The organism is Paenibacillus camerounensis (assembly GCF_000723885.1).
Lineage (GTDB): Bacteria > Bacillota > Bacilli > Paenibacillales > Paenibacillaceae > Paenibacillus_AQ > Paenibacillus_AQ camerounensis.
On record NZ_CCDG010000005.1, the window covers coordinates 45,001 to 69,631 of the forward strand.

18 protein-coding genes, 1 riboswitch and 1 other annotated feature are annotated in these 24,631 nt (G+C 52.0%); of the genes, 15 read left to right on the forward strand and 3 right to left on the reverse strand.

Translation table 11 applies throughout. The features are described 5' to 3' along the window. Positions 1-12: 12 nt before the first annotated feature. The 8 genes from BN3772_RS01475 (at position 13) to BN3772_RS01515 (ending at position 12,183) form a co-directional block, all read left to right on the forward strand. Complete coding sequence (locus tag BN3772_RS01475) at positions 13-627, forward strand: sugar O-acetyltransferase (protein WP_042195903.1); 615 nt, start codon at positions 13-15, stop codon at positions 625-627. Positions 628-1,246: 619 nt separating this feature from the next. Then, entirely contained in the window at positions 1,247-2,788 is a 1,542-nt protein-coding gene (locus BN3772_RS01485; RefSeq protein WP_042195908.1) for a response regulator transcription factor, read from the forward strand. A gap of 33 nt (positions 2,789-2,821) precedes the next feature. Next, a complete protein-coding gene (locus BN3772_RS01490) occupies positions 2,822-4,579 on the forward strand; it encodes a sensor histidine kinase (RefSeq protein WP_086074344.1) in 1,758 nt (585 codons plus the stop codon). A gap of 277 nt (positions 4,580-4,856) precedes the next feature. Further along, entirely contained in the window at positions 4,857-6,167 is a 1,311-nt protein-coding gene (locus BN3772_RS01495) for an ABC transporter substrate-binding protein (protein ID WP_042195914.1), read from the forward strand. 118 nt (positions 6,168-6,285) lie between these two features. Then, positions 6,286-7,173 (forward strand): carbohydrate ABC transporter permease, encoded by an 888-nt coding sequence (locus BN3772_RS01500; protein ID WP_042183316.1) that lies wholly within the window; start codon positions 6,286-6,288, stop codon positions 7,171-7,173. Beyond that, positions 7,173-7,997: a carbohydrate ABC transporter permease gene (locus tag BN3772_RS01505; protein WP_039877315.1), complete on the forward strand. Its 825-nt coding sequence runs from the start codon at positions 7,173-7,175 to the stop codon at positions 7,995-7,997. Before BN3772_RS01500 ends, BN3772_RS01505 begins: the two co-directional genes overlap by 1 nt. A gap of 33 nt (positions 7,998-8,030) precedes the next feature. Further along, a complete protein-coding gene (gene lacZ, locus BN3772_RS01510) occupies positions 8,031-11,084 on the forward strand; it encodes a beta-galactosidase, LacZ type (protein ID WP_042195915.1) in 3,054 nt (1,017 codons plus the stop codon). A gap of 199 nt (positions 11,085-11,283) precedes the next feature. Further along, the gene (locus BN3772_RS01515) at positions 11,284-12,183 is read left to right on the forward strand and encodes a DUF6612 family protein (protein ID WP_042195917.1); all 900 of its coding nucleotides are present in this window, start codon (positions 11,284-11,286) and stop codon (positions 12,181-12,183) included. A 74-nt stretch (positions 12,184-12,257) separates the two neighbouring features. On the opposite strand, the gene BN3772_RS01520 is transcribed toward BN3772_RS01515, so the two are convergent. After that, positions 12,258-13,421: a KamA family radical SAM protein gene (locus BN3772_RS01520; protein ID WP_042195919.1), complete on the reverse strand. Its 1,164-nt coding sequence runs from the start codon at positions 13,419-13,421 to the stop codon at positions 12,258-12,260. Between the two features lie 142 nt (positions 13,422-13,563). Beyond that, positions 13,564-13,707: riboswitch (cyclic di-AMP (ydaO/yuaA leader) on the reverse strand. Between the two features lie 146 nt (positions 13,708-13,853). On the opposite strand from BN3772_RS01520, the gene BN3772_RS01525 reads away from it, so the two are divergent. From BN3772_RS01525 to BN3772_RS01535, 3 genes are all read left to right on the forward strand, one after another. Continuing rightward, positions 13,854-14,345, forward strand: a complete 492-nt coding sequence (locus BN3772_RS01525; RefSeq protein WP_042195922.1) for a cysteine hydrolase family protein — start codon at positions 13,854-13,856, stop codon at positions 14,343-14,345. Positions 14,346-14,502: 157 nt separating this feature from the next. Then, positions 14,503-15,639, forward strand: a complete 1,137-nt coding sequence (locus tag BN3772_RS01530) for a copper amine oxidase N-terminal domain-containing protein (protein WP_042195923.1) — start codon at positions 14,503-14,505, stop codon at positions 15,637-15,639. A gap of 27 nt (positions 15,640-15,666) precedes the next feature. After that, positions 15,667-16,107, forward strand: a complete 441-nt coding sequence (locus BN3772_RS01535; protein ID WP_042195926.1) for a hypothetical protein — start codon at positions 15,667-15,669, stop codon at positions 16,105-16,107. Positions 16,108-16,196: 89 nt separating this feature from the next. On the opposite strand, the gene BN3772_RS01540 is transcribed toward BN3772_RS01535, so the two are convergent. Next, positions 16,197-17,237, reverse strand: coding sequence for an LLM class flavin-dependent oxidoreductase (locus BN3772_RS01540; protein ID WP_042195928.1), 1,041 nt, complete (start codon positions 17,235-17,237; stop codon positions 16,197-16,199). Between the two features lie 205 nt (positions 17,238-17,442). Here BN3772_RS01540 and BN3772_RS01545 point away from each other — a divergent pair, with 205 nt between their 5' ends. From BN3772_RS01545 to BN3772_RS01550, 3 genes are all read left to right on the forward strand, one after another. Then, positions 17,443-19,059 (forward strand): peptidase G2 autoproteolytic cleavage domain-containing protein, encoded by a 1,617-nt coding sequence (locus BN3772_RS01545; protein WP_042195930.1) that lies wholly within the window; start codon positions 17,443-17,445, stop codon positions 19,057-19,059. 299 nt (positions 19,060-19,358) lie between these two features. Further along, a complete protein-coding gene (locus tag BN3772_RS30480; protein WP_157643523.1) occupies positions 19,359-19,706 on the forward strand; it encodes a hypothetical protein in 348 nt (115 codons plus the stop codon). A gap of 214 nt (positions 19,707-19,920) precedes the next feature. After that, positions 19,921-21,213, forward strand: a complete 1,293-nt coding sequence (locus BN3772_RS01550; protein ID WP_425280405.1) for an arsenic transporter — start codon at positions 19,921-19,923, stop codon at positions 21,211-21,213. Positions 21,214-21,296: 83 nt separating this feature from the next. On the opposite strand, the gene BN3772_RS01555 is transcribed toward BN3772_RS01550, so the two are convergent. Further along, positions 21,297-22,502, reverse strand: a complete 1,206-nt coding sequence (locus BN3772_RS01555; protein WP_042195934.1) for an oxalate decarboxylase family bicupin — start codon at positions 22,500-22,502, stop codon at positions 21,297-21,299. A 200-nt stretch (positions 22,503-22,702) separates the two neighbouring features. Between BN3772_RS01555 and BN3772_RS01560 the strand changes: the two genes are divergently transcribed. Next, positions 22,703-24,259 carry a tetratricopeptide repeat protein gene (locus BN3772_RS01560; RefSeq protein ID WP_042195936.1) on the forward strand — a complete coding sequence of 519 codons (1,557 nt, stop codon included), beginning with the start codon at positions 22,703-22,705 and terminating at the stop codon, positions 24,257-24,259. A 47-nt stretch (positions 24,260-24,306) separates the two neighbouring features. After that, positions 24,307-24,577, forward strand: a binding site (T-box leader). Positions 24,578-24,631 lie beyond the last annotated feature (54 nt).

Genomic DNA, 24,631 nt, shown 5'->3' on the forward strand with positions numbered 1-24,631 from the left:
GGGGATTAAGAGATGAGTATAAAAGACAAGCTCCATGATGTAAGCCTGTACCTGCCCGGAGATGAGGAGCTGATGAAAGCACAGACGCTTTGCCTCGAACTGCTCTATGACTTCAACCGTACCCGGCCAAGTGAATATGACAGAAGAATGGCGATGCTGAGGGAGATGTTTGCGGAGATTGGCGAGAACTGCTACATTGAACCGCCGTTTCATGCGAACTGGGGCGGGAGACATGTTCATTTTGGCAAAAATATATATGCGAACTTCAATCTGACGATGGTGGATGATACCCATATATACGTCGGGGACTACACGATGTTCGGCCCGAACGTGACTGTAGCCACAGCCGGACATCCCATCCTTCCTGAGCTTCGTGAACAGGCCTATCAATATAACGCATCCGTTACGATCGGGACAAACTGCTGGATTGGTGCCGGCGCGATTATTCTCCCGGGTATTACAATCGGCGATAATACGGTGATCGGTGCGGGCAGTATCGTAACCAAGGATATTCCATCCAACGTTGTGGCAGTCGGTAATCCGTGCAAGGTGCTGCGTGAGATTAATGAACAGGATGAGCAGTTTTATTTTAAAGGGCGGCGGATTGTCAGGGAGGATTTGGTGTAGGAGATTGTCAATTTTGTTAAGCCTAAGCGGCCCCGTTCCTGTAATTATAGAGACCGGGGCCGTTACATGTATATGCAGTCATAATTCTCCGGCACAACTCGTAGATGTATTCAAAGGATTTTAGTTTAAGTCATGCAAGAGGTGAAGTTTCATATGGAAAGGAACATTGCTAATAATTTTGCAGCTAATAAACATTCTGGTGTTGTGATAAAAGCCGAGACGTCAATTAACCGTGTGTTTGCTATAATAACTATATTGGATGAAGCAGAATCTGTCTGTACTACGCATAATCAAGATGATGTAATCTCGGCGGGTGCCTCTTACTGCGCAACATAAAACCAATTGAGCATGCCCGTTAATGACGTGTAGTAATCATGTGCATCATATAGAGCACATGGTTACTACACGTCTTTTAGTTACTTACAGAGAAGTATTTACGAATAGATAATCCACTTTATCCCCCAATTGACAGCCTCCCACCACATACCTATAATTTAAATCATTAATGAAAGCTGTTTCACATTCCGATAGCTAAACTATTTACGTAAGATGGAACCCCTTTATTGAAGCGGGTTTCATTTTGTTTTTTGTCGTACTTTTGTTCCAAAAAGGAGAAGCCATGGAAACAACGTTCTGTAAAATTGTAGTGGTGGACGATGAGATGCTGGTGCGGCAGGGCATTATTCATCTGCTGGACTGGGAGGGGGAAGGCTTTCAGATCGTCGGGGAGGCATCCAACGGCCGTGAGGCGTTTGAGCTGATTGAGTCGCAGCGGCCGCATATTATCCTGACGGATATTGTGATGCCGGTGATGGACGGGGAGGAGCTGATCCGGCTCGTCAAGGGCATGTACCCGGACATTGAAGTCATTGTGCTGAGCAGCTTCAGCGAGTTCGAATATGTGCGCTCGACATTCCAGAGCGGGGTGGCCGATTATATTCTGAAGCCGAGACTGGATGCGGCATCGCTGCTTGCAGTGCTCAAGAAAACCGCGCAGCGGATTCCGGTGCTGCAGCAGGTGGATTGGAGGAATGACAAGCGGCAGTCTGCCGATTATATTCTGGACAAGCTGATATCCGGCTATCCGGTGGAGTATGAGGCCGAGGTGCTTCAGGGCATTTTCCCGTATGCGGACTTCGCGCTGGTCATTGCCGAGACCGGAGAGGAAGCGGCATCCGTAGGCCGTAAGGAAGAATGGCTGGAGAACAGTATCCGTTCGCTGCTGCAGAGCGGCGGAATGCCGCTGGTCTTCCGGAGGCTGTCCACAGTAGAGGGGCATGTGCGGCTGCTGTTTAATCTGAATGTGGACGGGCGGGAAGCGCTGATCCGTATGGCAGAGCAGGTTTTTGCTGCCGGTATCAGAGCCCATATGTTTCAGAGTCTGGCGGTCAGCCGCAGTCTTACGGACCTTGAGCAGCTGCATACGGTCTACTCACAGGAGCTGATGAAGCTGCTGGACCACCGGTTCTTCCTGCCGGAGCATTCGCTGCTGGTTGATAGCGGCGGAGAGGTGCAGCAGGGGGCGGCATTTGACCAGGATGCCTTTGCAGCAGAGCTTAACCGGCAGGAGTTCGACCAGGCGTTTGCCCGGCTGAGTGCCTATGTATCCTCAATGTCCGGCCGCCGCGATACGGGAGTGTCCGAGTTCAAGTCCTTCCTGTGCCACAGCATTTTCCAGGTCATCGGGATGCTGCTGCATTTTCATTATGAAGCCAAGGCGCTGGATGAGAGCAAGTATGAGTATTTCCGCTCCATTCACGAAGCCCGGCATATCTCCGAGACAGAGGCGCGGCTGATACAATTCCTGCAGGATGCAACAGAATGCTTCATGAAGAACCGCGGCGGAACACCGGCCATGCAGAAGATCCTGCTGTACATCGATGAGAACTATTCACGCCAGATTACCTTGACCGAGGTAGCTAAGGAGTTTCATTTTAATCCGTCTTATTTATCCAATTACTTTGCACTGCATAACAAAGAGGGCTTCAATGAATATTTGAACCGGGCACGGATCGAAAAGGCCTGTCTGCTGCTAAAGGAGAGTCCGGACCTGTCTATTTCCGAAATCAGCAGCCTTGTCGGCTACTCTGACCACAGCTATTTCACCAGAGTGTTCCGCAAGCTGATGGCGGTATCGCCAAGCCAGTACCGGAAGGGATAATGCAGCAGCAGGAAGGAGTCCGCAATGGGACTAATGGAGAAATGGCTCAGTAAGCTCAAGAACCAGAGCCTGTTCAGCAAAATTTTCGTCGTTATGGTCATCAGCATTGTGCTTGTAACCGTACTGATTACCACAGTGACGGCGCAAATGTCGCAGACGCTGTTTGTACAGACCTTCAGTATCACCAATTCCAAAATCATTAACCAGATTAAAAGCGCACTCGATAACTCTCACTACACTACAGTCAATACTGCAATCAACGTTGGGCAAAGCGGGGTCATCCGCAGCTTCATGACGGAGCAGGACGGAAGCTCATTGGCCAATTTCCGGCGGTATTACAGCATGCGCGACCAGATGGACCGGATTCAGTCCGGAATCGGGGCTGCCAATATAGGCCTGTCTATTCTGGGAGGGAACGGCAGAAGCTATACCAGTGATGTCACCTATTGGTCCGGATCTGCCGGTGAGCTGAAGGCTAATCCGGTTTCAGCGGCGGTTCAGGAGCAGGGGGGCCGGCTTGTATACAGCTATATGGATGCAAGTCCGCTGAATTCACAGAACCGGATGCTGGTTGCGGCCAAGACGCTGACTGCACCGGGACTTGCCGAGCCTTACGGGACGCTGTACATGTTCACGCGTGAGAGTGACTTCCGCAAAAATTATGCCAGCTTTACCAGCCAGGGGAATGATGTCATGTTCCTCGATACGTCGTCCCGGATTGTGTCTAGCAACCGTACGGAGCAGATCGGAAGCTATTCGCCTGATCTTCTAAACAGTGCCAAGCAGATTGCCGAGGCGGGCCTTGCCAGCCAGGAGCTGACAATTGACGGGCGTGAAGTGATCGTGCTGGCTGATTATCTGCCGTCCTACAACTTTTATATTGTGAACCTGATTGATAAAAATGAGACCATCGGTACGCTGTTCGATAGAAAAACGCTTTTTCTGATCGGTGCAGCCATCGCTGCAGTAGCGGTACTCGTCATCTACTTCCTCACCAAGCGGCTGACGCTGTCCTTGCGCACTCTGGTCAAAAAAATGTCCAATGTGACCAAAAAGAATTTTCATAACTATATGTCCGTCACCGGCAGCTATGAAACAAGGCAGCTAAGCACGGCCTTCAACTATATGCTTAAAGAGCTGAATGACTATGTCGCCCAGCTGGTGGAGACGCAAAAGGAGCAGCGGAATGCTGAGCTGGCTGCACTGCAGCAGCAGATCAATCCGCATTTTCTGTACAATACACTGGCTTCAGTGAATATTCTGGTGCAGCGGGGCAGCAAGGAGCAGGCGACGGAGACAATCCATGCCCTGATCTCGCTGCTGCAGAATACGATCAGCAATGTGAAAGAGACGATTACGGTAGAGGACGAGCTGATTAACCTGAAGCATTACGTCTTTATTAATCAGGTCCGAAATGGCAGCCGGGTCAAGGTAGAGACTTTTGTCTCACCGGACTGTATGAGCGCTAAAGTGCCAAAGCTGATTCTGCAGCCGTTTATTGAGAATGCCTTCTTCCACGCCTTCAATATCAAAACCTCGGGTTATATCTATGTTACCATCATGAAGGACAGGGATATGCTGCACTGTGAGGTTGTCGATACAGGCGACGGGATGGATCTGGACAACAAAGAGGCGATTCCCGCGTCCATGAGCAGCCGTCAGCTGTTCAGCGGTATCGGCATCCGTAATGTCCATGACCGTCTGCTGCTGCTGTACGGTGAGCCATATGGCGTTACCATCACCAGTACTCCGGGCCAGGGAACGAAGGTCTCTATCAGAATTCCTTGCTGAAAAACGCATTGAACCGCTGCCTTTGCAGCATACTATAACAGCTACGCCGCAAGCCGGCGCCGCATAACGGCGTCGGCTTCTTGCATCTGTGCGGCCCGTTATACCTAAAAAAAGTGCGAAAGGAGAAAAATAATGCTAATCCGCGGACCGTGGAAGCGGATACAGAACACAATATTATCACTATTTTAACTAAAATCATTTCTAACGAAATGATCATCCGGGATGATATTCTTGATAAAGAAAGCACTTTCAAATACATGTTAGGGGGATTTACATCATGAAGAAAAAAGCTACCGCGCTTCTGCTCGCCGGATTTACACTTCTGACAGCATGCTCGAGTAACGCAAATACGAATAACCAAGCCAATACAGGATCCGAAGGAAATACAGCCGGAGGAAACCAAAAAATCACCGTTTGGGCCTGGGACAAAAACTTCAATATCGCTGCAATGAACCTGGCTAAGGACGCTTATGTGGCAAAAAATGCAGATGCTCAAATCGATGTTGTTGAATATGCCCAGGATGACATCATCCAGAAGCTGAATACAGGGCTTAACTCGGGATCTGCTTCCGGCCTGCCGAACATCGTTCTGATTGAAGATTACCGTGCACAAAGCTTCTTGCAAACGTATCCAGATGCTTTTCAGGAGCTGGGCGATGCTATTAACACTGCTGATTTCGCTGAATACAAGCTTGGACCAACCAGCTTTGACGGCAAGCAATACGGCGTACCGTTCGACTCCGGTGTTGTAGGCCTGTATGTACGTACCGATTATCTGCAGGAAGCTGGCTACACGGTTGACGATCTTCAGGACATTGACTGGCAGCAGTACATTGAAATCGGTAAAGCAATCAAAGAGAAAACAGGTAAAGATATGCTGACACAGGACCCTAACGATCTGGGACTGATCCGCATGATGATCCAATCCGCAGGCTCCTGGTATCTGAAGGAAGACGGCACTACACCTGACCTGAAAGATAATGCGGTTCTGAAGGAAGCCTTCGAAAGCTACAAAGAGCTGATGACTGCTAATATCGTTAAAGTCAACTCCGACTGGAGCTCCTTCCTGGCAGGCTTCAACAGCGGTGACGTTGCTTCAGTTCCTACCGGTAACTGGATCACACCTTCTGTAAAAGCTACAGCTGACCAGTCCGGCAAATGGGCAGTAGTACCTTTCCCGAAACTGAAGAATGCAGCTAACTCTGTACACGCATCTAACCTCGGGGGCAGCTCCTGGTATGTGCTGAACAATGACGGTAAAGAAGCAGCGATTGAATTCCTGGGTGCAACGCTCGGCTCCGATGTTGATCTGTACCAGAAGCTTGTAACAGATGTAGGCGTTGTAGGTACTTACAAGCCTGCTGCTGAAGGCGAAGCCTATGGTGCGGCTGATGAATTCTTCGGCGGACAAAAGGTTATCGCTGACTTTGCAAAATGGACAGCTGAAATCCCTAACGTAAACTACGGCCTGCACACTTATGCACTTGAGGATATTCTCAAGGTTGAAATGCAGAACTTCCTGAACGGTACGGATCTGGACAAAGCGCTTGCCGATGCACAATCCCAGGCTGAATCCCAAATCCAGTAATATCCGGTACCTGTAAATATCTGAATGATCCGCTGTCCTCCCTACCTGCCGTCTAGAGCCAGGACGGAGGACAGCGGCTTCTCCTTTTTAACGATTTATGCCTGTTATAGAGAAAGGAATGAGAGCTGTGAACCATACCATGCGCAACCGCGCTAAGCTTACCGGCTGGCTGTTTATTGCAGGAGCCGTCCTCATGATCTGTCTGTTTTATTTTTATCCGATGATTCAAGCCTTGCTGCTTTCGTTCAAAACGGGTGCAGGGGCTAATCTTCATTTTGATGGTTTATCCAACTACAAACGCCTGCTCAGCGACAAAACCTTTTTTACTGCGGTAAAGAATACCTTCTTGTTCCTGATTGTACAGGTACCGGTGATGATCGTGTTTGCGATGATGATTTCGGTACTGCTGAATGACAGCAAGCTCCGCTTCAAAGGCTTTTTCCGTACAGCCATCTTCCTGCCTTGCGTTACCTCACTGGTAGCATACTCTGTCGTGTTCAAATATCTGTTTGGCAACGACGGCCTGATTAACCTGGCTTTAATGAATATGCACATCCTGTCTGAACCGATCCAGTGGATCTCCGATCCCTTCTGGGCGAAGGTTACCATTATTATCGCCATTACCTGGCGCTGGACGGGATACAATATGATTTTCTTCCTCTCCTCACTGCAGAACATCGACAATTCTATTTATGAAGCTGCAAAAATTGACGGTGCCTCGGGTCCGAGACAATTTTTCGCGATTACCGTGCCGCTCCTCAAGCCAATCATTCTGTTTACGTCGATTACCTCGACGATTGGTACCCTGCAGCTGTTCGATGAAATTATGAATATAACTAAGGGAGGTCCCGGCAACGCGACGCTCTCCATTTCCCAATATATTTATAATCTTTCGTTCAAGTACACGCCTGACTTCGGATATGCCGCTACCGTGTCGTATTCTATCGTAGCCATGATTGTTGTACTGGCCTTCCTTCAAATTAAACTGGCAGGTGATGATAAATAATGAGAAGCTTACGCCGTGCCCCGATTTATATTTTTCTGTCGATTGTAGCTTTCGTTTCGATTTTCCCGTTTCTGTGGATGATTATCAGCGCCACTAACCTTTCGGTTGACGTTACGCAGGGCAGAATGCTGCCCGGTACAGCCCTGTTCGACAATATCAGAAAGCTGACGGAATCGATTAACCTTGTGCCTGCGCTCTGGAATACGCTCAAAATCGCCCTGACAACAACCGTTCTGGCCCTGCTGGTTGCTTCCCTGGCCGGATACGGATTTGAAATTTACCGCAGCAAAGCGAAGGATATGGTCTTCAATCTGTTATTATTATCCATGATGATCCCTTTTGCCGCGCTGATGGTTCCGCTGTATCAGATGTTCTCCAAGCTGTCGGCTGCTGCTCCGCTGATCGGGGTTAATACAGTCGCTGCTGTGGTTCTTCCGACCTTTACGACGGCGTTCCTGATCTTCTTCTTCCGGCAGAGCTCAAAGATGTTCCCGCGGGAGCTGCTTGAGGCCGGACGGATTGACGGACTATCGGAACTGGGCCTGTTCTTCAAAATCTATATGCCGACGATGAAGACGACCTATTCCGCCGCTGCAATCATCACGTTCATGTCCAGCTGGAACAACTACCTCTGGCCGCTGATCGTGCTGCAGACTCCGGAAAAACGGACCATTCCGCTGCTGATCTCGAACCTGGGCTCCAGCTACTCCCCGGATTTCGGCGTTATTATGGCCGCAGTCGTTATCTCGACACTTCCGACAGCACTCGTCTTCTTCCTGATGCAGAAGCAGTTCGTTGCCGGTATGGTGGGATCAGTGAAGTAAACATTTAAAATTCACTTTCTATCTGAGGAGGAAATGAAATTGGCAGTTACCCCAAGCCTGAGCTGGCTGGAAGATCCGGGAACCTTTAAGGTAAACCGGGTGGAAGCTCATTCGGATCACCGATATTATACAAACATGGCTGAGGCGGAGGCCGGAGCGCCGATGGATATGCGCTTCAGCCTGAACGGAAGCTGGAAATTCAGCTATGCGCCGAATCCGGCAAGCCGTGTGGAAGCTTTTTATAAGGAAGAATACAATTGCACAGGCTGGGACAATATTCAGGTTCCCGGGCATATTCAGCTGCAGGGCTACGGCCGTCCGCAATATGTAAATACAATGTATCCTTGGGACGGGCTGATTGATCTCCGTCCGCCGCATATCTCTCCGGACCATAATCCGGTCGGCAGCTACGTTAAGGAGTTCCGCCTGCCGGAGAATATGGAGAACGGGCCGCTGTTTATTTCCTTCCAGGGTGTAGAATCAGCGTTCTATGTCTGGCTGAACGGAGAGTTCGTCGGTTATGCCGAGGACAGCTTCACTCCATCGGAATTTGACCTGACTCCGTTTATGCGGGCAGGCAAAAACAAGCTGGCTGTTGAAGTATACCAGCGCAGCACCGGCGGCTGGTTGGAGGATCAGGATTTCTGGCGCTTCTCAGGGATTTTCCGCGAAGTCTACTTATATACAGTTCCAAAGGTCCACATCCGTGATCTTGAAGTACGGGCTGAGCTGGACGATACTTATACGCAAGGCAGCCTGAACGTAACCATGCGCCTGCTGGACACGCCGCAGGATACAGTCAGCGCGAAGCTAGAGCTGAAGGACCGGGACGGGGAAATTCGCCTGAGCACTGAAGGCACCTTTAACGGGCAGGAGCTTACGCTCTCAGGAGACGTTGCCGATGTTCTGACCTGGAGTGCAGAGAATCCATATCTCTATACCGTATGCCTTACTTTGACGGTTGCAGACGGAGCGGTTGCGGAAGCTGTTGTACAGAAAGCAGGCTTCCGCCGGTTCGAGATGAAGAGCAAGCTGATGTGCATCAACGGCAAGCGTATTGTTTTCAAAGGTGTTAACCGTCACGAATTCAACTGCCGCAGCGGCCGCAATATTACCCGTGAGAATATGCTGTGGGATATTGAGACACTGAAGAGAAGCAACATCAACGCCGTCCGTACCTCGCATTATCCGAACCAGACGTTATGGTATGAGCTGTGCGATGAATACGGGGTTTATGTCATCGACGAGATGAACCTGGAAACCCACGGCTCCTGGCAGAAGATGGGCGCGGTTGAGCCGTCCTGGAATATTCCGCACAATGATCCGCAATGGCATGATATCGTGCTGGACCGTGCGGTCAATATGGTGGAGCGGGACAAGAACCATCCGTCCATTCTGATCTGGTCCTGCGGGAACGAATCGTATGCAGGTCAAGTCATTCTGGATGTGGCGAACTGGTTCCGCAGCCGGGACAACAGCCGTCTGGTGCACTATGAAGGTGTGTTCTATGACCGCAATTATAATGATACAAGCGATATGGAGAGCCGGATGTACGCCAAGCCGGCCGACATTGAGGAATATTTGAACAGCAACCCGGACAAGCCGTATCTGAGCTGTGAATACATGCATGCAATGGGTAACTCTGTCGGCGGTATGCATAAATATACCGAGCTTGAGAACAAGTACCCGATGTATCAGGGCGGCTTCATCTGGGATTACATTGACCAGTCCATTCTCAAGAAGGACCGCTATGGTAACGAGTTCTTCGCATACGGCGGCGACTTCGGCGACCGTCCGACAGATTACAGCTTCTGCGGTAACGGCATTGTCTTCGCAGACCGCAAGTGGACGCCGAAGATGCAGGAGGTTAAGTTCCTGTACCAGAACTACAAGCTTACGCCTGATCAGACAGGCATCCGCGTAGTTAATGAAAGCCTGTTCGCAGGAACCGATCATCTGGCACTGGAATACAGCCTGTACTGTGACGGCGAGCTGCTGGGCAAGTGGACAAAAGAGGTTGACGCTGCTCCGCAAAGCGAAGTCCTTGTGCCGGTTGAGCTTCCGCAGACAGAAGGAACGCCGGGCGAATACAGCATCCAGGCTTCCCTGGTGCTGAAGGAAGCTGAGCTTTGGGCCGAAGCCGGATATGAAATTGCCTTTGGCGAGCATATCTTTAACGTGGAAGCCGGGCAGGCAGAACTGCCGGCAGGCGCACTGAATGTAGTAGAAGGAGATGTGCAGATCGGCGTAATGGGCGAAGGCTTCACTGTAATCTTCTCCAAGCAGGTCGGATCACTGGTGTCGCTGAACTATAACGGACATGAGATGATTGAGGCTCCTCCAGCTCCGCTGTTCTGGCGGGCAACTACCGACAACGACAAAGGGACTCAGCTCGGTTACCACGGCGGAGCCTGGTATGCGGCAAGCCTGGCCCGCAAATGCGTAGAGGTCAGCCTGGAGAAGCAGGAAGGCTCTGTTACAGTAAGCTTTGACTACCGGTTCAGCATTCATGAAGAGCTGGCGTTCAAAACGGCCTATACCGTATACGGCGACGGATCGGTAAAAGTACGTACACGCTATTCCGGTGCTGCCGGACTTCCGGATGTGCCGATTGTGGCCTTGTCCTTCAAAATGTCGGCTGACTATGAGCAGTCCGAGTGGTACGCGATGGGACCTGAGGAGAACTACATCGACCGTGCGTTCGGCGCGAGACTCGGCGTGTTCAGCCGGAAGGTGCAGGACCTGCCGTCCCCTTACCTTGTACCGCAGGAATCGGGTAACCGTACCGGCGTCCGCCGGGTGAGCATCACCGATAAAGCGGGAGTCGGGCTGCAGATTACAGCTCCGGCAAGCGCGCCTGTAGAATGCACTTTGTCGCCTTACACTGCATTCGAGCTGGAGCATGCTGCTCATCCGTTTGAGCTTCCGCAGGTTCACTACACTGTAGTGACTGTTGCAGGCAGACAAATGGGCGTCGGCGGCGACGACAGCTGGGGCGCACCGGTTCATCCGGAATACAGAACTCCTGCGGATCAGCCGCTGGAATATGAATTCATCCTGTCCAGTGTGGGATTGGGAGAGAGATAATATTGTAAAAGAAGCCGGCCCCGTTCTGATGGTATTCAGAGAGGGGCTGTTTTTTGATCATTTACAGGAAATTATCTCCATGATAGATTATGGAAGGGACAAGTGCCCATGGCAATTATAATATGATCGGATACCCGGAGGGGCAGTCTTGGGAGAGGCTTGCTGTGGCGGGAATTGCAATCCGAGAGGGAGATTCGGGATGAAAAGGGTACTACAAACAATCGGCACAAGTCTGGTTGCGGGGGCTGTGCTGCTGTCGGGAGCGACTGGAGGGGTGTCCGGTTTTGATACAGTATCGGCAGCGGCTGCCAAGGCTCCTGCGGCTAAGGCGTTAACGGCCGATCAGGTGATCAGCAAGGTAACTGCTGCAGCGAAGACACTAAAGAATTTTCACATTGATGTGACCAAGAAACAGGATGTGCAGAGCGGCGGCGTGAAGATCAGCAATACCAACACGCTGAATCTGGATATCAACCGTCTGCCGGCTTTTGCTGCAGCGGGTAGTGTAAAAGTCAGCCTGCTGGAGACTTCTTACGAGCTGTACGCTAATGCTAAGGAGTCTTACTATTTGGTAGACGGAAGCGAGCTTATTGCAGATTCTGAAGGAAGCTATGAGGATAGTGAAGAGTTCAGCAATACTGATGCTGTAACGGACGGCGACGGAGAGCCAATCGATCCGGACGCGCAGTATTGGATTGACCTGGAGAAGGAAGAGTGGGACACATTTTACTCCAAAGGCCAGTATGATCCTGCAGCTATGCTGGATTCCGTCAAAGCCTACAAAAAATCCATGAAGGTAAGCATTGCCGGAGCGCAGACTGTTATGCAGTTTACACTGACTGATCCGGCTGCAGCTAAGGCGGTCATTACCTTATATGACCAGGAGAATCTTTGGGATGGAGAGACCCTGCAGCCTAAGAGTGTAACCTGGAAGGTATTCGTCAACACCAAGACATGGCAGACAGAGAAGCTGACTGTTGACCTGAGCTATGTACTTGCAGCCGACGGAGCAAAGGATACATACACCACTAAGATTGAAGCGAAATACTCCAAGAACAATAAGATCCCGGCAATTGTTAAGCCGGCTGAGCTTGAGTAGAATTTATACAAGATATACTGAACAGCCCCGGGATAGTCTGATCCCCGGGGCTGTTGTTATTTCAATAGTCAGCCTTACTTTGCAGTAACAGTCTCTTGTAACGTTATATCAGCCGGCAGTGCACCTGCACTTTTCTTCACCGGTCTGCTCCAATACTGCTCATTCCCGGGCAGGTCATCGAACCATTCGGCATCTTCCGGGCAGTCGAGAATCATAAATTTTCCATATTCCTGATCACGGGACTGATGGTATTTAAGATAGGCTTTGCCATCCTCGATGGCCAGAATTTCGATTTTGCCGGAGGAGTGGCTCATGGAGAGCCGGACTCTTTTGCCGAGGCCTGAGGTTCTGGCTTTGGCTTCTTCAACGATCCGGTACACCTGCTCAAGCGGCAGGACGAACTCACGGTTGCCGGCAATCGGCCGGTTAATGAAGAAATAATAGGGCGTAATTCCGGCCCAGGACAGGCGGTCGAGCAGCTCGCCCAGAACAGCAGGATCATCATTGATCCCCTTCAGCACCGGTGTCTGGTTAACGATGATTGCGCCTGCGTCATGCAGTGCCCGGACAGCCCGCTTTGCCTCCGGTGTAAGCTCCCGGGGATGATTGATATGTGCCATGATGTAGATCCGCTTCTCTACAGTGGAGTGAGTGCAGATCAGGTCGAGCAGCTCGGGGTCCTGATAGATGCGCATCGGATTAAATACCGGCAGTTTGGAGCCGAGCCGGATGATTTTGACATGGGGAATGGCCCGCAGGCTCTCAATAATGAACCTAAGCCTGGACGTTGAAAGAATCAGGCTGTCGCCTCCGGTCAGCAGAACATTGTTAATTTCCGGATGGGCGGCGATATACTCGATACCGGCGGTAACATCGGAAGGGGCTTCCTTGACATCGTTGCGGAACAGCCGTTTCCGGAAGCAATAACGGCAATAAGCTCCGCAGACCTCGGAGACGATCAGGAGCGCCGTCGTCCGGTATTTGTGCTGGCAGCCGGGAACCACATAGTTAGCCCCCTCATCGGAGGCGTCCCACTCCCCATACTCCATAAGCTCTCCCTCCCCTGGGATGACCAGCCTGCGGATAGGATCGTTCGGATCCTCCCAGTTAATCAGGGATAGATAATAATCGTTGGCCCTGAACACAAATTTGTCGGTGATCTCCTTCAGCCGGGATCTCTCTGCTTCGGGCAGCATTTCCATTTTGCTGATGTCGGTTATGTATCGTACCTTTTGCACATGAATCTCTCCTTTGTTCTCATATGGCGAGGGCAAGAGGGAGCCTTGATGTCAAAAGCCAAACTGGCAGCCAGCAGGGCCTCTAAAAAACACAAAAAGAGACCCTTAGCACAAGGGTCTCATGTTATTAGAAACATAAAAAAGCAGACCCATCCACTACTGACGAGGTTAGCTGACGGACTCGGGTAAGATGGTACCCTACATTGCATAACTCAATGATTCGCCCCAATTGACTGGTTCCCCCGCTTTCCAGAAGGAAAATCTGGAAATTAAGCGTGGTTTAAGTATAACCTGTAAGGTTTGCCTAAGTCAAAGCTAATGCCGGTCTGCGGGGTGTACTATTTGTGACGGCAAATTATAATTAAACTTTATTTGGTTTGCGCCGCCTGATGCTGTACGATAGCGACATAACGGTCAACGAGGAGGAGCTTAATGAAGCTGGGTTATTTAATCATCGATATGCAGGAAATTCATGTGCGGGATCATGTGGACAAGCAGACGCTGGACCGCGCCTGTGAATATATCAACTATGTTGCTGACATGCTGCGGGAGAAGGATCAGCTGGTTATTCATATTCAGGATATTGAAGGCATGAAGGAAGCTGCTAAGGAGCGCTATAATATTATGCCGGAGATCCAGGTGGCGGACAATGATCTGAAGGTAACTAAGGAATATTCGAACGCATTCTGGCAAACAGGGCTGGAGCAGCTTCTCAAGGATCATGGTGTAGAGCTGCTGATCATCGCGGGCTTCTCGGCAGAGCACTGCGTACAGTTTACCTACAATGGGGCGAGCGAGCGGGGCTTCCGGCCGGTTCTTCTGCAAAATGGTATCTTAAGCGCTCACAGCGACGTGATCACTGCTGCCTATAGAGACCGTAACCTCATCTCGTATCCGGTGATTCATTATTTGATTAGCCAATAGCAGTGAAAATTAAGGACACCCCTTTTTGTCTGCAGTATTGCCCTGCGGAACAGAGGGGTGTTTTTATTTAGCGGGAGCCGTCTGAATATTGAAACTTTTTCCAAATACTCTCGTCCAATAATACAGAAGCCATTCTATTCTAGGGGAGAGTTACATAATGAACAATGGGAAGCTCGCAGCGGGTATTCTGGCCGCAGTCATCGCTTTAAGTCCGGGATCGGCCGCAGCGGCCGCAGACAGTGCTATTATGTTGAATTACAAAGAAACATCAATGGGGAGCAGCCAAGTGGTTACGGCAGGAACTACGCTTGTTCCGCTGCAGCAGCTGGCATTGAATATGGGCTACTCTCTCAGCTGGGACCAGACTGCAAAGTCGGCAAAGCTGGTTCGCCCCGGCCGCGAAGTTGCGCTGACTGCCGGTACTGTCAGCGCAACTGTAGATGGTACTGCATCAAGCCTGACTAAGGCGCCGCGTATTCTCAAAGGTAAAATCTATGTGCCGCTGGTGTCGGCAGTCAGTCTGCTGGGCGGCAAAACCGTGTATGATAAAAGCAGCAACAGCTTGAACATTGTAGATGAGCTTCGCTACTCTGTTGCTTCGTCCCAAGGCAGAACCTACTGGGTTTCACAAAACAACGGCGATGTCTTTTATAGCACCTCTGCTTCCGGCAAGCCGGTGCTGATCGGTGAGCTTCCGTCTGCTGACCTGATTTATACCCATAGCCTTGAGGTTAAGAATGTAGGTAAGGGTACGGAGCTTTTGCTGCTCACGGATAACCACTATGCCATGTTCAATGATTTCAGCAATAGCTACCAGGTTCTGATTCAGAACGGAAAAATCTTGAAGCAGATGGAATATCACTATATTATCAGGTCATACATAAAGGCTCCGCTGCTAACAACCTCTCAGCTCTACATGACAGATGGCGGAAGCGTTCAGTACATTAATGCAGACGGCAGTCCGGGCAAGCAGTTTAATCTTGAAGCCATCACAGGCACAGAGGGACAATACACCATTGAATATGCGGCACAGGATATCATTCTTGCAAGGTTAATCACGAATACACAGCTGTATGCAATTAATACGGCAAGCGGAGCAGTGACCAATCTTAGTGAACAATTAATCAGTGCGGGGGACCGTAAGGAGTGGGACCGGGCGGACGGATCGGATGATTTCTATCTGACTAAAATGCTGGTGCTGAAGAAGCGGGAGGGCAACGTGATGACCTTCACCTATGCAACTATTCCAGACGGGAAAGTGAAAACGGTGACGTATACAGTGGATTCGAAGTAAGGGTGGCGCCGGCCAAGGAGGAGTGTAATGGGAAAAATAACGGTTGTAGCACGCTGTCTATCAATCGGTATGGCTGTCCTTGTAGCAGGCTGCAGTAATTTTGCCTCCGGAGAGCCCAAAGAGGTGGACTTGCAGCAGCTTAGCAGCGGAGCTAAGAGCTTTGTAGACCAGATCAAGGATGAGAGCGGACTGTATCTTTATTCTCCTGCCGGAGAGCAGGCCTATCTTATTGTTAATCATTTGGTAACCGGCCAAGATGAGGAGGCCCGGTATCTGGAGTCGTTGAAGAGCGAATTAAAGGACCATTTATTAAGATTAGACGTGAATGAGCTGGGAACAATGGAGTATACCGATAAGCGGCTGGGGAAAATAAGGTTCTTTGAGCTGGGCGACAGCAGCCGGGACTACAATGCCATTCAAGTGTATAAAAACGGAGTCGTGAGCAAATTCGATTCTATCGGCGGTTAGATATAACTCAGGTACAATATTATCAAAAAAGAGATGCGCTACAACCGGGGGGACGGTCTGCAAGGCATCTCTTTTATATTGAATAGCAATTATTTCACGGCCAGTTCCTGCCGTACAATCGGTGCAACCTTAGTGCCAAGCAGCTCAATCGCGCGCATAACCTCACGGTGCGGCATCGTACCGACGTTGACATGGAGGAAGAACCGGGTTACACCCAGATTTTTGTGCAGCAGAATAATCTTCTCGGCGACGTACTCGGAGTCACCTACATACAGTGCTCCGCGCAGGCTGCGGGCGTCATCATAGGTGGCCCGGTTGTAGGTCTGGCCCCAGCCGCGTTCACGCCCGATAACATTCATCTGTGCCTGGGTGGACGGGTAGAACAAGGCGGCTGCCTGCTCTGTAGTTTCTCCGACGAAGCCGTGGGAATGAGTAGCGATCTGCAGCTTATCGGGGTTATGTCCGGCCCGTGCAGCCGCTTCCTTATAGAGCTTCACCAGCGGTGCAAATCGCTCCGGCATGCCGCCGATGATGGCGAACGCTACCGGGAGGCCGAGTGTACCGGCCCGGATGGCGGATTCCGGGTTGCCGCCTGTTGCAATCCACACCGGCAGCGGGTCCTGAACCGCACGCGGATAAACCGGCAGATTGTCGATTGCCGGGCGGTGGCCGCCGCGCCAGGTTACCTTCTCAGAGGCCCGGATTTTGAGCAGCAGCTCAAGATTCTCTTCGAATAATTCGTTATAATCATCCAGACTGTAGCCGAACAGCGGGAAGGACTCGATAAAAGATCCCCGTCCTGCCATAATCTCCGCACGTCCGTTCGAAATGCCGTCAAGTGTGGCGAATTGCTGATAGACCCTGACCGGATCATCCGACGAAAGTACAGATACGGCGCTGGTAAGCCGGATGCTCTTGGTCATTGCTGCAGCAGCAGCCAGCACAACCGCAGGTGCACTTCCGGCATAGTCGGCACGGTGATGCTCTCCAATTCCATATACATCCAGTCCGACCTGGTCGGCAAGGACGATTTCCTCTACTGCCTCGCGCAGTCTTTCAGCATGGCTGATTACCTTGCCGGTAACCGGATCGGGTGTCGTTTCCAAAAAAGTACTAATCCCTATTTCCATCTTAATCCGCCTCCCTTTTCATATGTTTATATTACTATACTTTATAATGTTTCTCAACTTTAGTAAGTGGAATTCCTGAATTTATTTTATACTGCTCTGACCTGCCGCGTTATACCCAATTATGATAACCTGGACCGTTCTGCCGTTACTGCCCCCAATTGCGGGACATAGCTTATTGTAATAACGGACGAAAGCGGTGATCGGAGTGGGGGAAGGGATAGGAAATACGGCGAGCGGCTTCGCTGCCCATGCTGAAGGATTGAACACGACTGCGAGCGGCGCAGCTGCTCACTCAGAAGGCTTTATCACGGTTGCCGGCGGAAACAGCTCACACGCCGAGGGCAGCACCACAGTCGCAAGTGCCAGTGCATCCCATGCTGAAGGTTATCTTACACAGGCAACGAATGATACGGCCCATGCTGAAGGCACCTCAACAACGGCCAGCGGAGTAGCTTCGCATGCTGAGGGATATATGACTCATGCACTGGGAGAGCGCACGCATACGGAAGGTTCCATGACACTGGCAGCAGGAGCGGAAGCCCACGCCGAAGGCAATGCAACACAGGCCTGGGGAGACTATTCGCATACGGAAGGCCTTAGCACATCGACTCAAGCCGGTGCAGCAAGTGCCCACGCCGAAGGAGAAGGGAACTCGGCGGCCGGAAGGGCATCCCATGCTGAAGGCGGCGGTGCCGACCAGCAGGGCAATCCGGCACCTAACTTTGCGGGTGGCGCAGGCTCTCATGCGGAGGGAGTGGGTACAACCTCACTGGGCTTTGCCTCCCACGCGGAAGGCGGAACCCCGGACATAACGGCTGCGGCAGGGCCGGTGGCGCAGGCTGACTTCGCCCATGCCGAGGGCCAGAGTACAACGGCCAGCGGGACGGCTGCCCATGCCGAAGGCTTCCAGACGACAGCCAGCGGCCCGTCAGCCCATGCGGAGGGGGCTAACTCAGCAGCCAGCGGACCCTTCAGCCATGCCGAAGGCGTAAGTACACTGGCCAGCGGCGCCTATGCCCATGCCGAAGGCGCCAATACAACAGCCGACGGACAGGCATCGCATGCCGGGGGCTTCATGACGCAGGCCTTCGGGGCGAATTCACATGCTGAAGGCGAGAATACGACTGTGATGCCCGGGCATACCGGCTCGCATATTATGGGCCGGAACGGTTCAACACGGTTCGCCTATTCCTGGCATCTGGCTAACGGGCTGGCGGTAGGGCCAAGTCTTAATTCAGCGGTAATTGAAGGGGCTACAGGAAATCTTTATCTGGATGGTACTGTTATCTCCCCGGCTGCAGCCGATTATGCGGAGATGTTCGAGACGTCCGACGGCCAGGCGCTGGAGCCCGGATATTTTGTCACCTTTGACGGGGGCAGCGAGAAGATCCGCAGAGCCCATGCCGGGGATTCGTACATTCTTGGGGTAGTCAGCGGAAGACCGGCTATTCTGGCGGATTCCAGTGATTTGCGCTGGCATAAGCTGCTCGTGACAGATGAATGGGACCGGATTCAGTACCGGGAGGTTGAGGTACCGGAGGTCAAGGATACAGAGGGCAATGTAGTCCGTGCAGCCTCTTCCGTAATAGAGCCGGTCCTGAATCCCGACTGGAACGCCGCAGAAGAGTATATACCGCGAATGCAAAGAGACGAGTGGGTAGCGGTCGGGGTAGTCGGCAAGCTGCTTGTCCGTGATGACGGTACCTGCCGGCCGGGAGGCTATTGTATGCCGAATGCCGATGGCATTGCGACAGACGCTTCTGCCGGATACCGGGTCATGAACCGTACAAGGGATGACCAGGTGCGAATTTTTGTGCGATAGGCAGGAGCTTGGGAGAAGTCGGTTGGGGAAGGGCTATTCCTGCATTCATATAATTGCTATTTAGCGCTATGAGGGGATGGTCCGCTTGTCGGTGAAGTCGTTGTCCTACCACCGAGTCGTTTGAGTACTTAAGTGGAAAAATGCAACCTGTTTCACTAGTGACAGCCGTTCTGGCCGGATTAGCGGGAAAAACGCCATCTATTTATACATTTTATAACCTCAAGCAGCTCTGCAGCCCGAGTTAAATGACTATTTTCCACCTAATGCCCCTAAACTCTGTGTGCTGATGGAATTAAGCTGTGAAAATCCAACTAAATCTAGACTGCGATGAGCTGGCCCGGCCCGGCTCCAGTGGTGCACACTGCAATGAGATACACAGTGTACCTTTCACCGGCAGCCCCAACACCAAAGCCGGACCGCTCCCGGATCTAACACCGGGAGCGGTCCGGCCTGTTGGCATGCGGTCAGGATTTATCCTTCTTTACGGCAAGCTGTACAATCATAATGACGAGGGCAAGCAGGGCGATCAGTTGATCTGTACTCATGGTCCGATCCTCCAATCTGTAACAGCAGAATGGCTCTCGGACCGGCATCTCCCCTCCCAGGAAGCTGCTTTTGTTTCCCTGATACATCATATGGGCTGCTGAATGCGGATAGTACTTCATTCCATAAATAATTAATACGGCAAGCTAAACGTAAACCCGTTGACCGGGCACATCTAATCGCAGAAATCCTCCCCCTCCCCCTCTTGATTAATCCCTGCGCGCAGGATAGCATATAAGGAAATGTCAATGATTCATGGGATTAATTCACTTAGGGAGTGTTGAGGAGCATGGTTGTCCGAAGCGGGCGGGAGGCTGGATTGTGGTTGTTCTAGCCAGCCTTATTTTTGTGGTTACATTATTTTTTGTCATATGGCAGCCGCGCGGCTTGTCCATTGGCTGGTCAGCCTGCGGGGGCGCACTGCTGGCGCTTGTCGCCGGGGTAGTCAGCTTTACGGATGTGCGTGATGTGACGCTGATTGTGTGGAATGCGACGCTGGCGTTTGTAGCCATTATTCTGATCTCACTGATTCTGGACAGGATCGGATTTTTTGAGTGGGCGGCACTGCATATGGCAGCGGCGGCCCGCGGCAACGGTACATTAATGTTTATTTACGTCATTGTGCTCGGGGCGGTGGTTTCGGCCTTTTTTGCCAATGACGGGGCTGCGCTGATTCTGACACCGATTGTGCTGGCGATGGTAAGGGCGCTGGATTTTGATGAGAAAAAAGTATTTCCGTTCATCATCGCCAGCGGATTTATCGCCGATACGACCTCGCTGCCGCTGATTGTCAGCAATCTGGTCAACATCGTGTCTGCCGATTTCTTCGGCATTACCTTTATGCAGTACGCCGGACGGATGCTGCTGCCGACCCTGTTCTCGCTGGTAGCCAGCATCGGGGTGCTGTATCTATATTTCCGCAAAAGCATTCCAAAGCGCTACGACGCCGCACAGGTCAGGGAGCCCCGGGAAGCCATTAAGGATCATCGGATGTTCCGGCTGTCCTGGGCGGTGCTGGCTATGCTGCTGGCCGGGTATTTCGTCAGCGAGTTCCTGGGCATTCCGGTTTCGCTGGTTGCCGGTGTTATCGCACTTCTCTTCCTGTGGATGTCCAGCAGAAGTCCGGCGATTAAGACCATGGAAGTAATCAAAGGCGCACCGTGGGCAATTGTCTTTTTCTCCATCGGAATGTACGTGGTCGTCTACGGCCTGCGCAATGCCGGGCTGACCGACGTTCTCGCCGAGATCATCAGCAGGCTGGCCGGGCACGGGCTGTTCACGGCGACGATGGGCATGGGTTTCCTGGCTGCCGTCATTTCTTCTATTATGAATAACCTGCCGACTGTGCTGATTGGCGCTTTGGCAGTGGATACGGCGAATACTGCGGGACTGATCAAGGAAGCGCTCGTGTATGCCAATGTCATCGGCTCCGATCTGGGACCGAAGATTACACCGATCGGTTCACTCGCGACGCTGCTGTGGCTGCATGTTCTATCCTCCAAGGGCGTGAAGATTTCCTGGGGAACCTATTTCCGAACCGGGATTATCCTGACCATACCGACCTTATTCCTTACTTTATTGGGGCTGTATCTGACCTTGAAGCTATTCTAGCTTCCGGTGTCTATAAGATAAGTGCATATGAAAGTAAGCGGTCCGGACAAGCTATGTCCGGACCGCTCTTGTTGATATGGGCTTCAGTCTTTGCCTGTTCCATGGCCGTAGCCGTAGCCGGGATACTGCACAACAGGCCATTTGACCTTGCGCAAGGCATCCATCAGCCCGGCTCCGGCATGCAGATTGCTGCTGACCAGCTCATGCGGGGTTAACGCCATCCACTGGTTCAGCGAGACATCGGCGAACCGGTCACTCTTGAACATTTCCAGAAACCATAGCGTCTCTGTGCCGGTATTCTGGATGTAATGCCCCATGGCGAACGGCACATAGCCTACATCCCCGGCCCTGTAATTGAAGGTGCGGGCTGCGCCGTTGCCGCCGAACACGGTCATCCGGCCCTGGCCGCTCAGGTAATATTGCCATTCGTCGTTGTTCGGATGCCAGTGCAGCTCACGCATTGCGCCGGGCTCAATCTCAACCAGTGCCGCAGCAATGTTCCGCGAGACGGGGAAATTGGACGAGTCGGCAATCCGCACGCTGCCGCCCGGTGTCTTCAGCGGGGGCTGGGCCAGCAGCCGGTGCTTGAAGCTCAGCGGAATTTCACCATAAGGAGACTGTACCTGCTGCTGCTCAAGCGTCCCGGGTACCTGATCCTGATAGATGTAGACCTGTTCCTTCGGTATACATTCAAAGGCAGACTCAGGAACGCCAAAGTTAGCCGACAGCACTTCCTTTGGCGTATGGGCGAACCAGTCGGAGATGGACAGGGTGTTCAGGTCGGAGAAGCTGCCATCGTCAAAGACCAGCAGGAATTCGCAGCCCTTATCAAGGCCCTGGATAGAATGGGGGATGCCCGGGGGGAAATACCACAGGTCTCCGGGACCTACATCAGCGATGAAATTGCGGCCGTTCTGATCGACGGCGGTAATCCGGGCGCTTCCCAGCAGCATGTAGGACCATTCCGCCTGCTGATGCCAGTGCAGCTCCCGGACGCCGCCCGGCGTCAGGCTCATATTGACTCCGGCGAGTGTTGTAGCAGCGGGAAGCTCGCGGATGGTAACCTCTCTGGACCAGCCGCCGTAGTTAAGCTGCATGTGGGCATCCGAGAAAGAGAATTTCAGGTTCGGAATAAGCCCGTTATCGGTGACCGGCGGGACGAACATATCAGGATTCTCCCGGTCACGCAGCACATCGCGCGGGCCGAGGTCTATATTACCGGCACCGTCGTTTCTGATGGGCTGGGGGACAGGACCGGTATTACTCAGGGAAGATTGTTCAGAATTCATAACGGCTCCTTTCCGGATCACGAGGCATGGATGTTTACTGTATATGATCGGTAAATACCAAATATGATTGTGATCGGCAGCCGGGGAGATGTATGATGGGAGGAGCAGGCTGCGGAGGATGCGATATTCCGTCCGCATGCCAACATAGTGCAGCAGCAGGCAGGCTGCAATAATATCAGAGAGCAGGTTCGAGAAACCAGATGACAACAGGTGAACAACAACGATACCGCTTCAGCGAGGCCCCGATCTGGGAGCTGCAGCGTTCTTATTATGAACAGCTTGGCATGCAGGCGTGGCACAATGACCAGGTTCCGCAATATATTACCAGCAATCCGATGATCGGAACGGCATATGCGGAGATGATTCTCGGCTTCCTTCAGGACCGGGCGGCCCGCGGGGAAACCAGTGAACCGGTTATAATCCTGGAGCTGGGGGCGGGAGCCGGCCGGCTGGCCTTCCAGACGCTCCACAAGCTTAGTGAGCTGATTGAGTACGCGGGAATACCGCTTCCGCCGTTCAAGTATGTGATGAGCGATCTCCCGCTCCTGAATATTACCGGCTGGCAGCAGCATCCGCGCCTGATTCCTTTTGTAGAGCAGGGGATTCTTGATTTTGCCCGTTTCGATGCCGTGGAGGACACAGAATTGAAGCTGGTGCACAGCGGAACGGTCATCCGGCCGGGCGACCTTGCACAGCCGCTGCTTGTTATTGCGAATTATTTCTTTGACAGCATTCAGCAGGAGCTGCTGTATGTGGATGAAGCCAAGATTTTTGACTGTGAGGTGTCCCTGAAGTATCCGGAGCAGGCTGACACCATGACTACTTCTGAAGTACTTAGGGATATCGTGCCGGAATATCATTATGTCCGCGCTGCTGCCTATGAAGAATCAGACTATCCGTTTCAGGAGGTTGTCTCGTTCTATCAGCATCATCTGGAGGATTCGCATATTCTGTTCCCTGCGGCGGCACTGTCCTGTATGGAGCGGCTGAACAAGCTGTCCAGAGAAGGCTTTATACTGCTGACTGCAGATAAAGGGGACCACCGGCTGGTGAACTGGGAATTCCTTGAGCCGCCGAAGCTGATGCATCACGGGAGCATCTCACTGACAGCGAATTATCATGCCATGCAATATTACTTTGAGCAAAAGGGTGCACAGACGCTGACTACGCCGCATCATTATAAGAATCTGAACGTAGTCTGCATGCTGATGCTGAAGGACCCGGATGCCCATGTGCAGACCCGGCTGGCTTACCGGCGGAGTGTGGAGCGGTTTGGGCCGGATGATTTTTTCAGTATGAAGGTATGGATTGATAACAACTATGATTCCATGGGTATGCAGCAGATGCTGGCTTTCTGGCGGCTGGGCGGCTATGATGCCGAGCTGTTCATCCAGAGTGCGGAACGGGTCTCCGCCCTGCTGCCGGATGCCAATGAAGAAGAACTGCTCGACCTTCAGCTGGGGATACAGAAGATGTGGGACGGATATTATCCGATGCCGCAAAAATACGATCTGGCGCTGGACACCGGCCTGCTGCTGTTCGAAATGGACCAGTACGGGGAATCGCGCCGGTACCTGGAGCTTTCACTGGCCGAGGGCGATGAGGAGCCGGTTGTAACTGTGCTGTACTGTCTGGCGATCTGCTGCTATGAGCTGGAGGATGATGCAGGGGCGCTGGAATATACCCGGCAGGCGCTGGTTATTGAGCCGGAGCATGAGGAAGCGCTGGATCTGCTGAATGCGCTCAGTCAGGGCTGACAGCCGCTTTACAGCGGCAGAATGATTTGTTATCCTAGAGCCAATAATGAAACGCGATGACGAGAAGAGTAGATACGAGCAGTCCTTCACAGAGAGCCCCGGGCGGTGAAAAGGGGCAGGGAACGCTGTATTGAAACAAGCCTCTGAGCGGCGTACCGGAACTTAAGCAGGCGGGATGGTACGACAGGAGCTCCTGTTACAGAGCTAGAGTATAAGCCTTGCTGCCGCAGCTGCTGCGGACATTGCCGTACTTGATGAGATTAATATGGCGACATATTAATGAACCTGGGGTGGTACCGCGAGAATCTCGTCCCCAAGACTAATCGTCTTGGGGGTGGGGTTCTTTTTTGTTGACCAGAGCAATTCAATAAG

What these genes read in the sequence shown, in the direction of transcription:
- BN3772_RS01475 (WP_042195903.1), top strand. Translation starts at nt 13, where the DNA reads ATGAGTATAAAAGACAAGCTCCATGATGTAAGCCTGTACCTGCCCGGA.
- BN3772_RS01485 (WP_042195908.1), top strand. Translation starts at nt 1,247, where the DNA reads ATGGAAACAACGTTCTGTAAAATTGTAGTGGTGGACGATGAGATGCTG.
- BN3772_RS01490 (WP_086074344.1), top strand. Translation starts at nt 2,822, where the DNA reads ATGGAGAAATGGCTCAGTAAGCTCAAGAACCAGAGCCTGTTCAGCAAA.
- BN3772_RS01495 (WP_042195914.1), top strand. Translation starts at nt 4,857, where the DNA reads ATGAAGAAAAAAGCTACCGCGCTTCTGCTCGCCGGATTTACACTTCTG.
- BN3772_RS01500 (WP_042183316.1), top strand. Translation starts at nt 6,286, where the DNA reads ATGAGAGCTGTGAACCATACCATGCGCAACCGCGCTAAGCTTACCGGC.
- BN3772_RS01505 (WP_039877315.1), top strand. Translation starts at nt 7,173, where the DNA reads ATGAGAAGCTTACGCCGTGCCCCGATTTATATTTTTCTGTCGATTGTA.
- lacZ (WP_042195915.1), top strand. Translation starts at nt 8,031, where the DNA reads ATGAAATTGGCAGTTACCCCAAGCCTGAGCTGGCTGGAAGATCCGGGA.
- BN3772_RS01515 (WP_042195917.1), top strand. Translation starts at nt 11,284, where the DNA reads ATGAAAAGGGTACTACAAACAATCGGCACAAGTCTGGTTGCGGGGGCT.
- BN3772_RS01525 (WP_042195922.1), top strand. Translation starts at nt 13,854, where the DNA reads ATGAAGCTGGGTTATTTAATCATCGATATGCAGGAAATTCATGTGCGG.
- BN3772_RS01530 (WP_042195923.1), top strand. Translation starts at nt 14,503, where the DNA reads ATGAACAATGGGAAGCTCGCAGCGGGTATTCTGGCCGCAGTCATCGCT.
- BN3772_RS01535 (WP_042195926.1), top strand. Translation starts at nt 15,667, where the DNA reads ATGGGAAAAATAACGGTTGTAGCACGCTGTCTATCAATCGGTATGGCT.
- BN3772_RS01540 (WP_042195928.1), bottom strand. Translation starts at nt 17,237, where the DNA reads ATGGAAATAGGGATTAGTACTTTTTTGGAAACGACACCCGATCCGGTT.
- BN3772_RS01555 (WP_042195934.1), bottom strand. Translation starts at nt 22,502, where the DNA reads ATGAATTCTGAACAATCTTCCCTGAGTAATACCGGTCCTGTCCCCCAG.
- BN3772_RS01560 (WP_042195936.1), top strand. Translation starts at nt 22,703, where the DNA reads ATGACAACAGGTGAACAACAACGATACCGCTTCAGCGAGGCCCCGATC.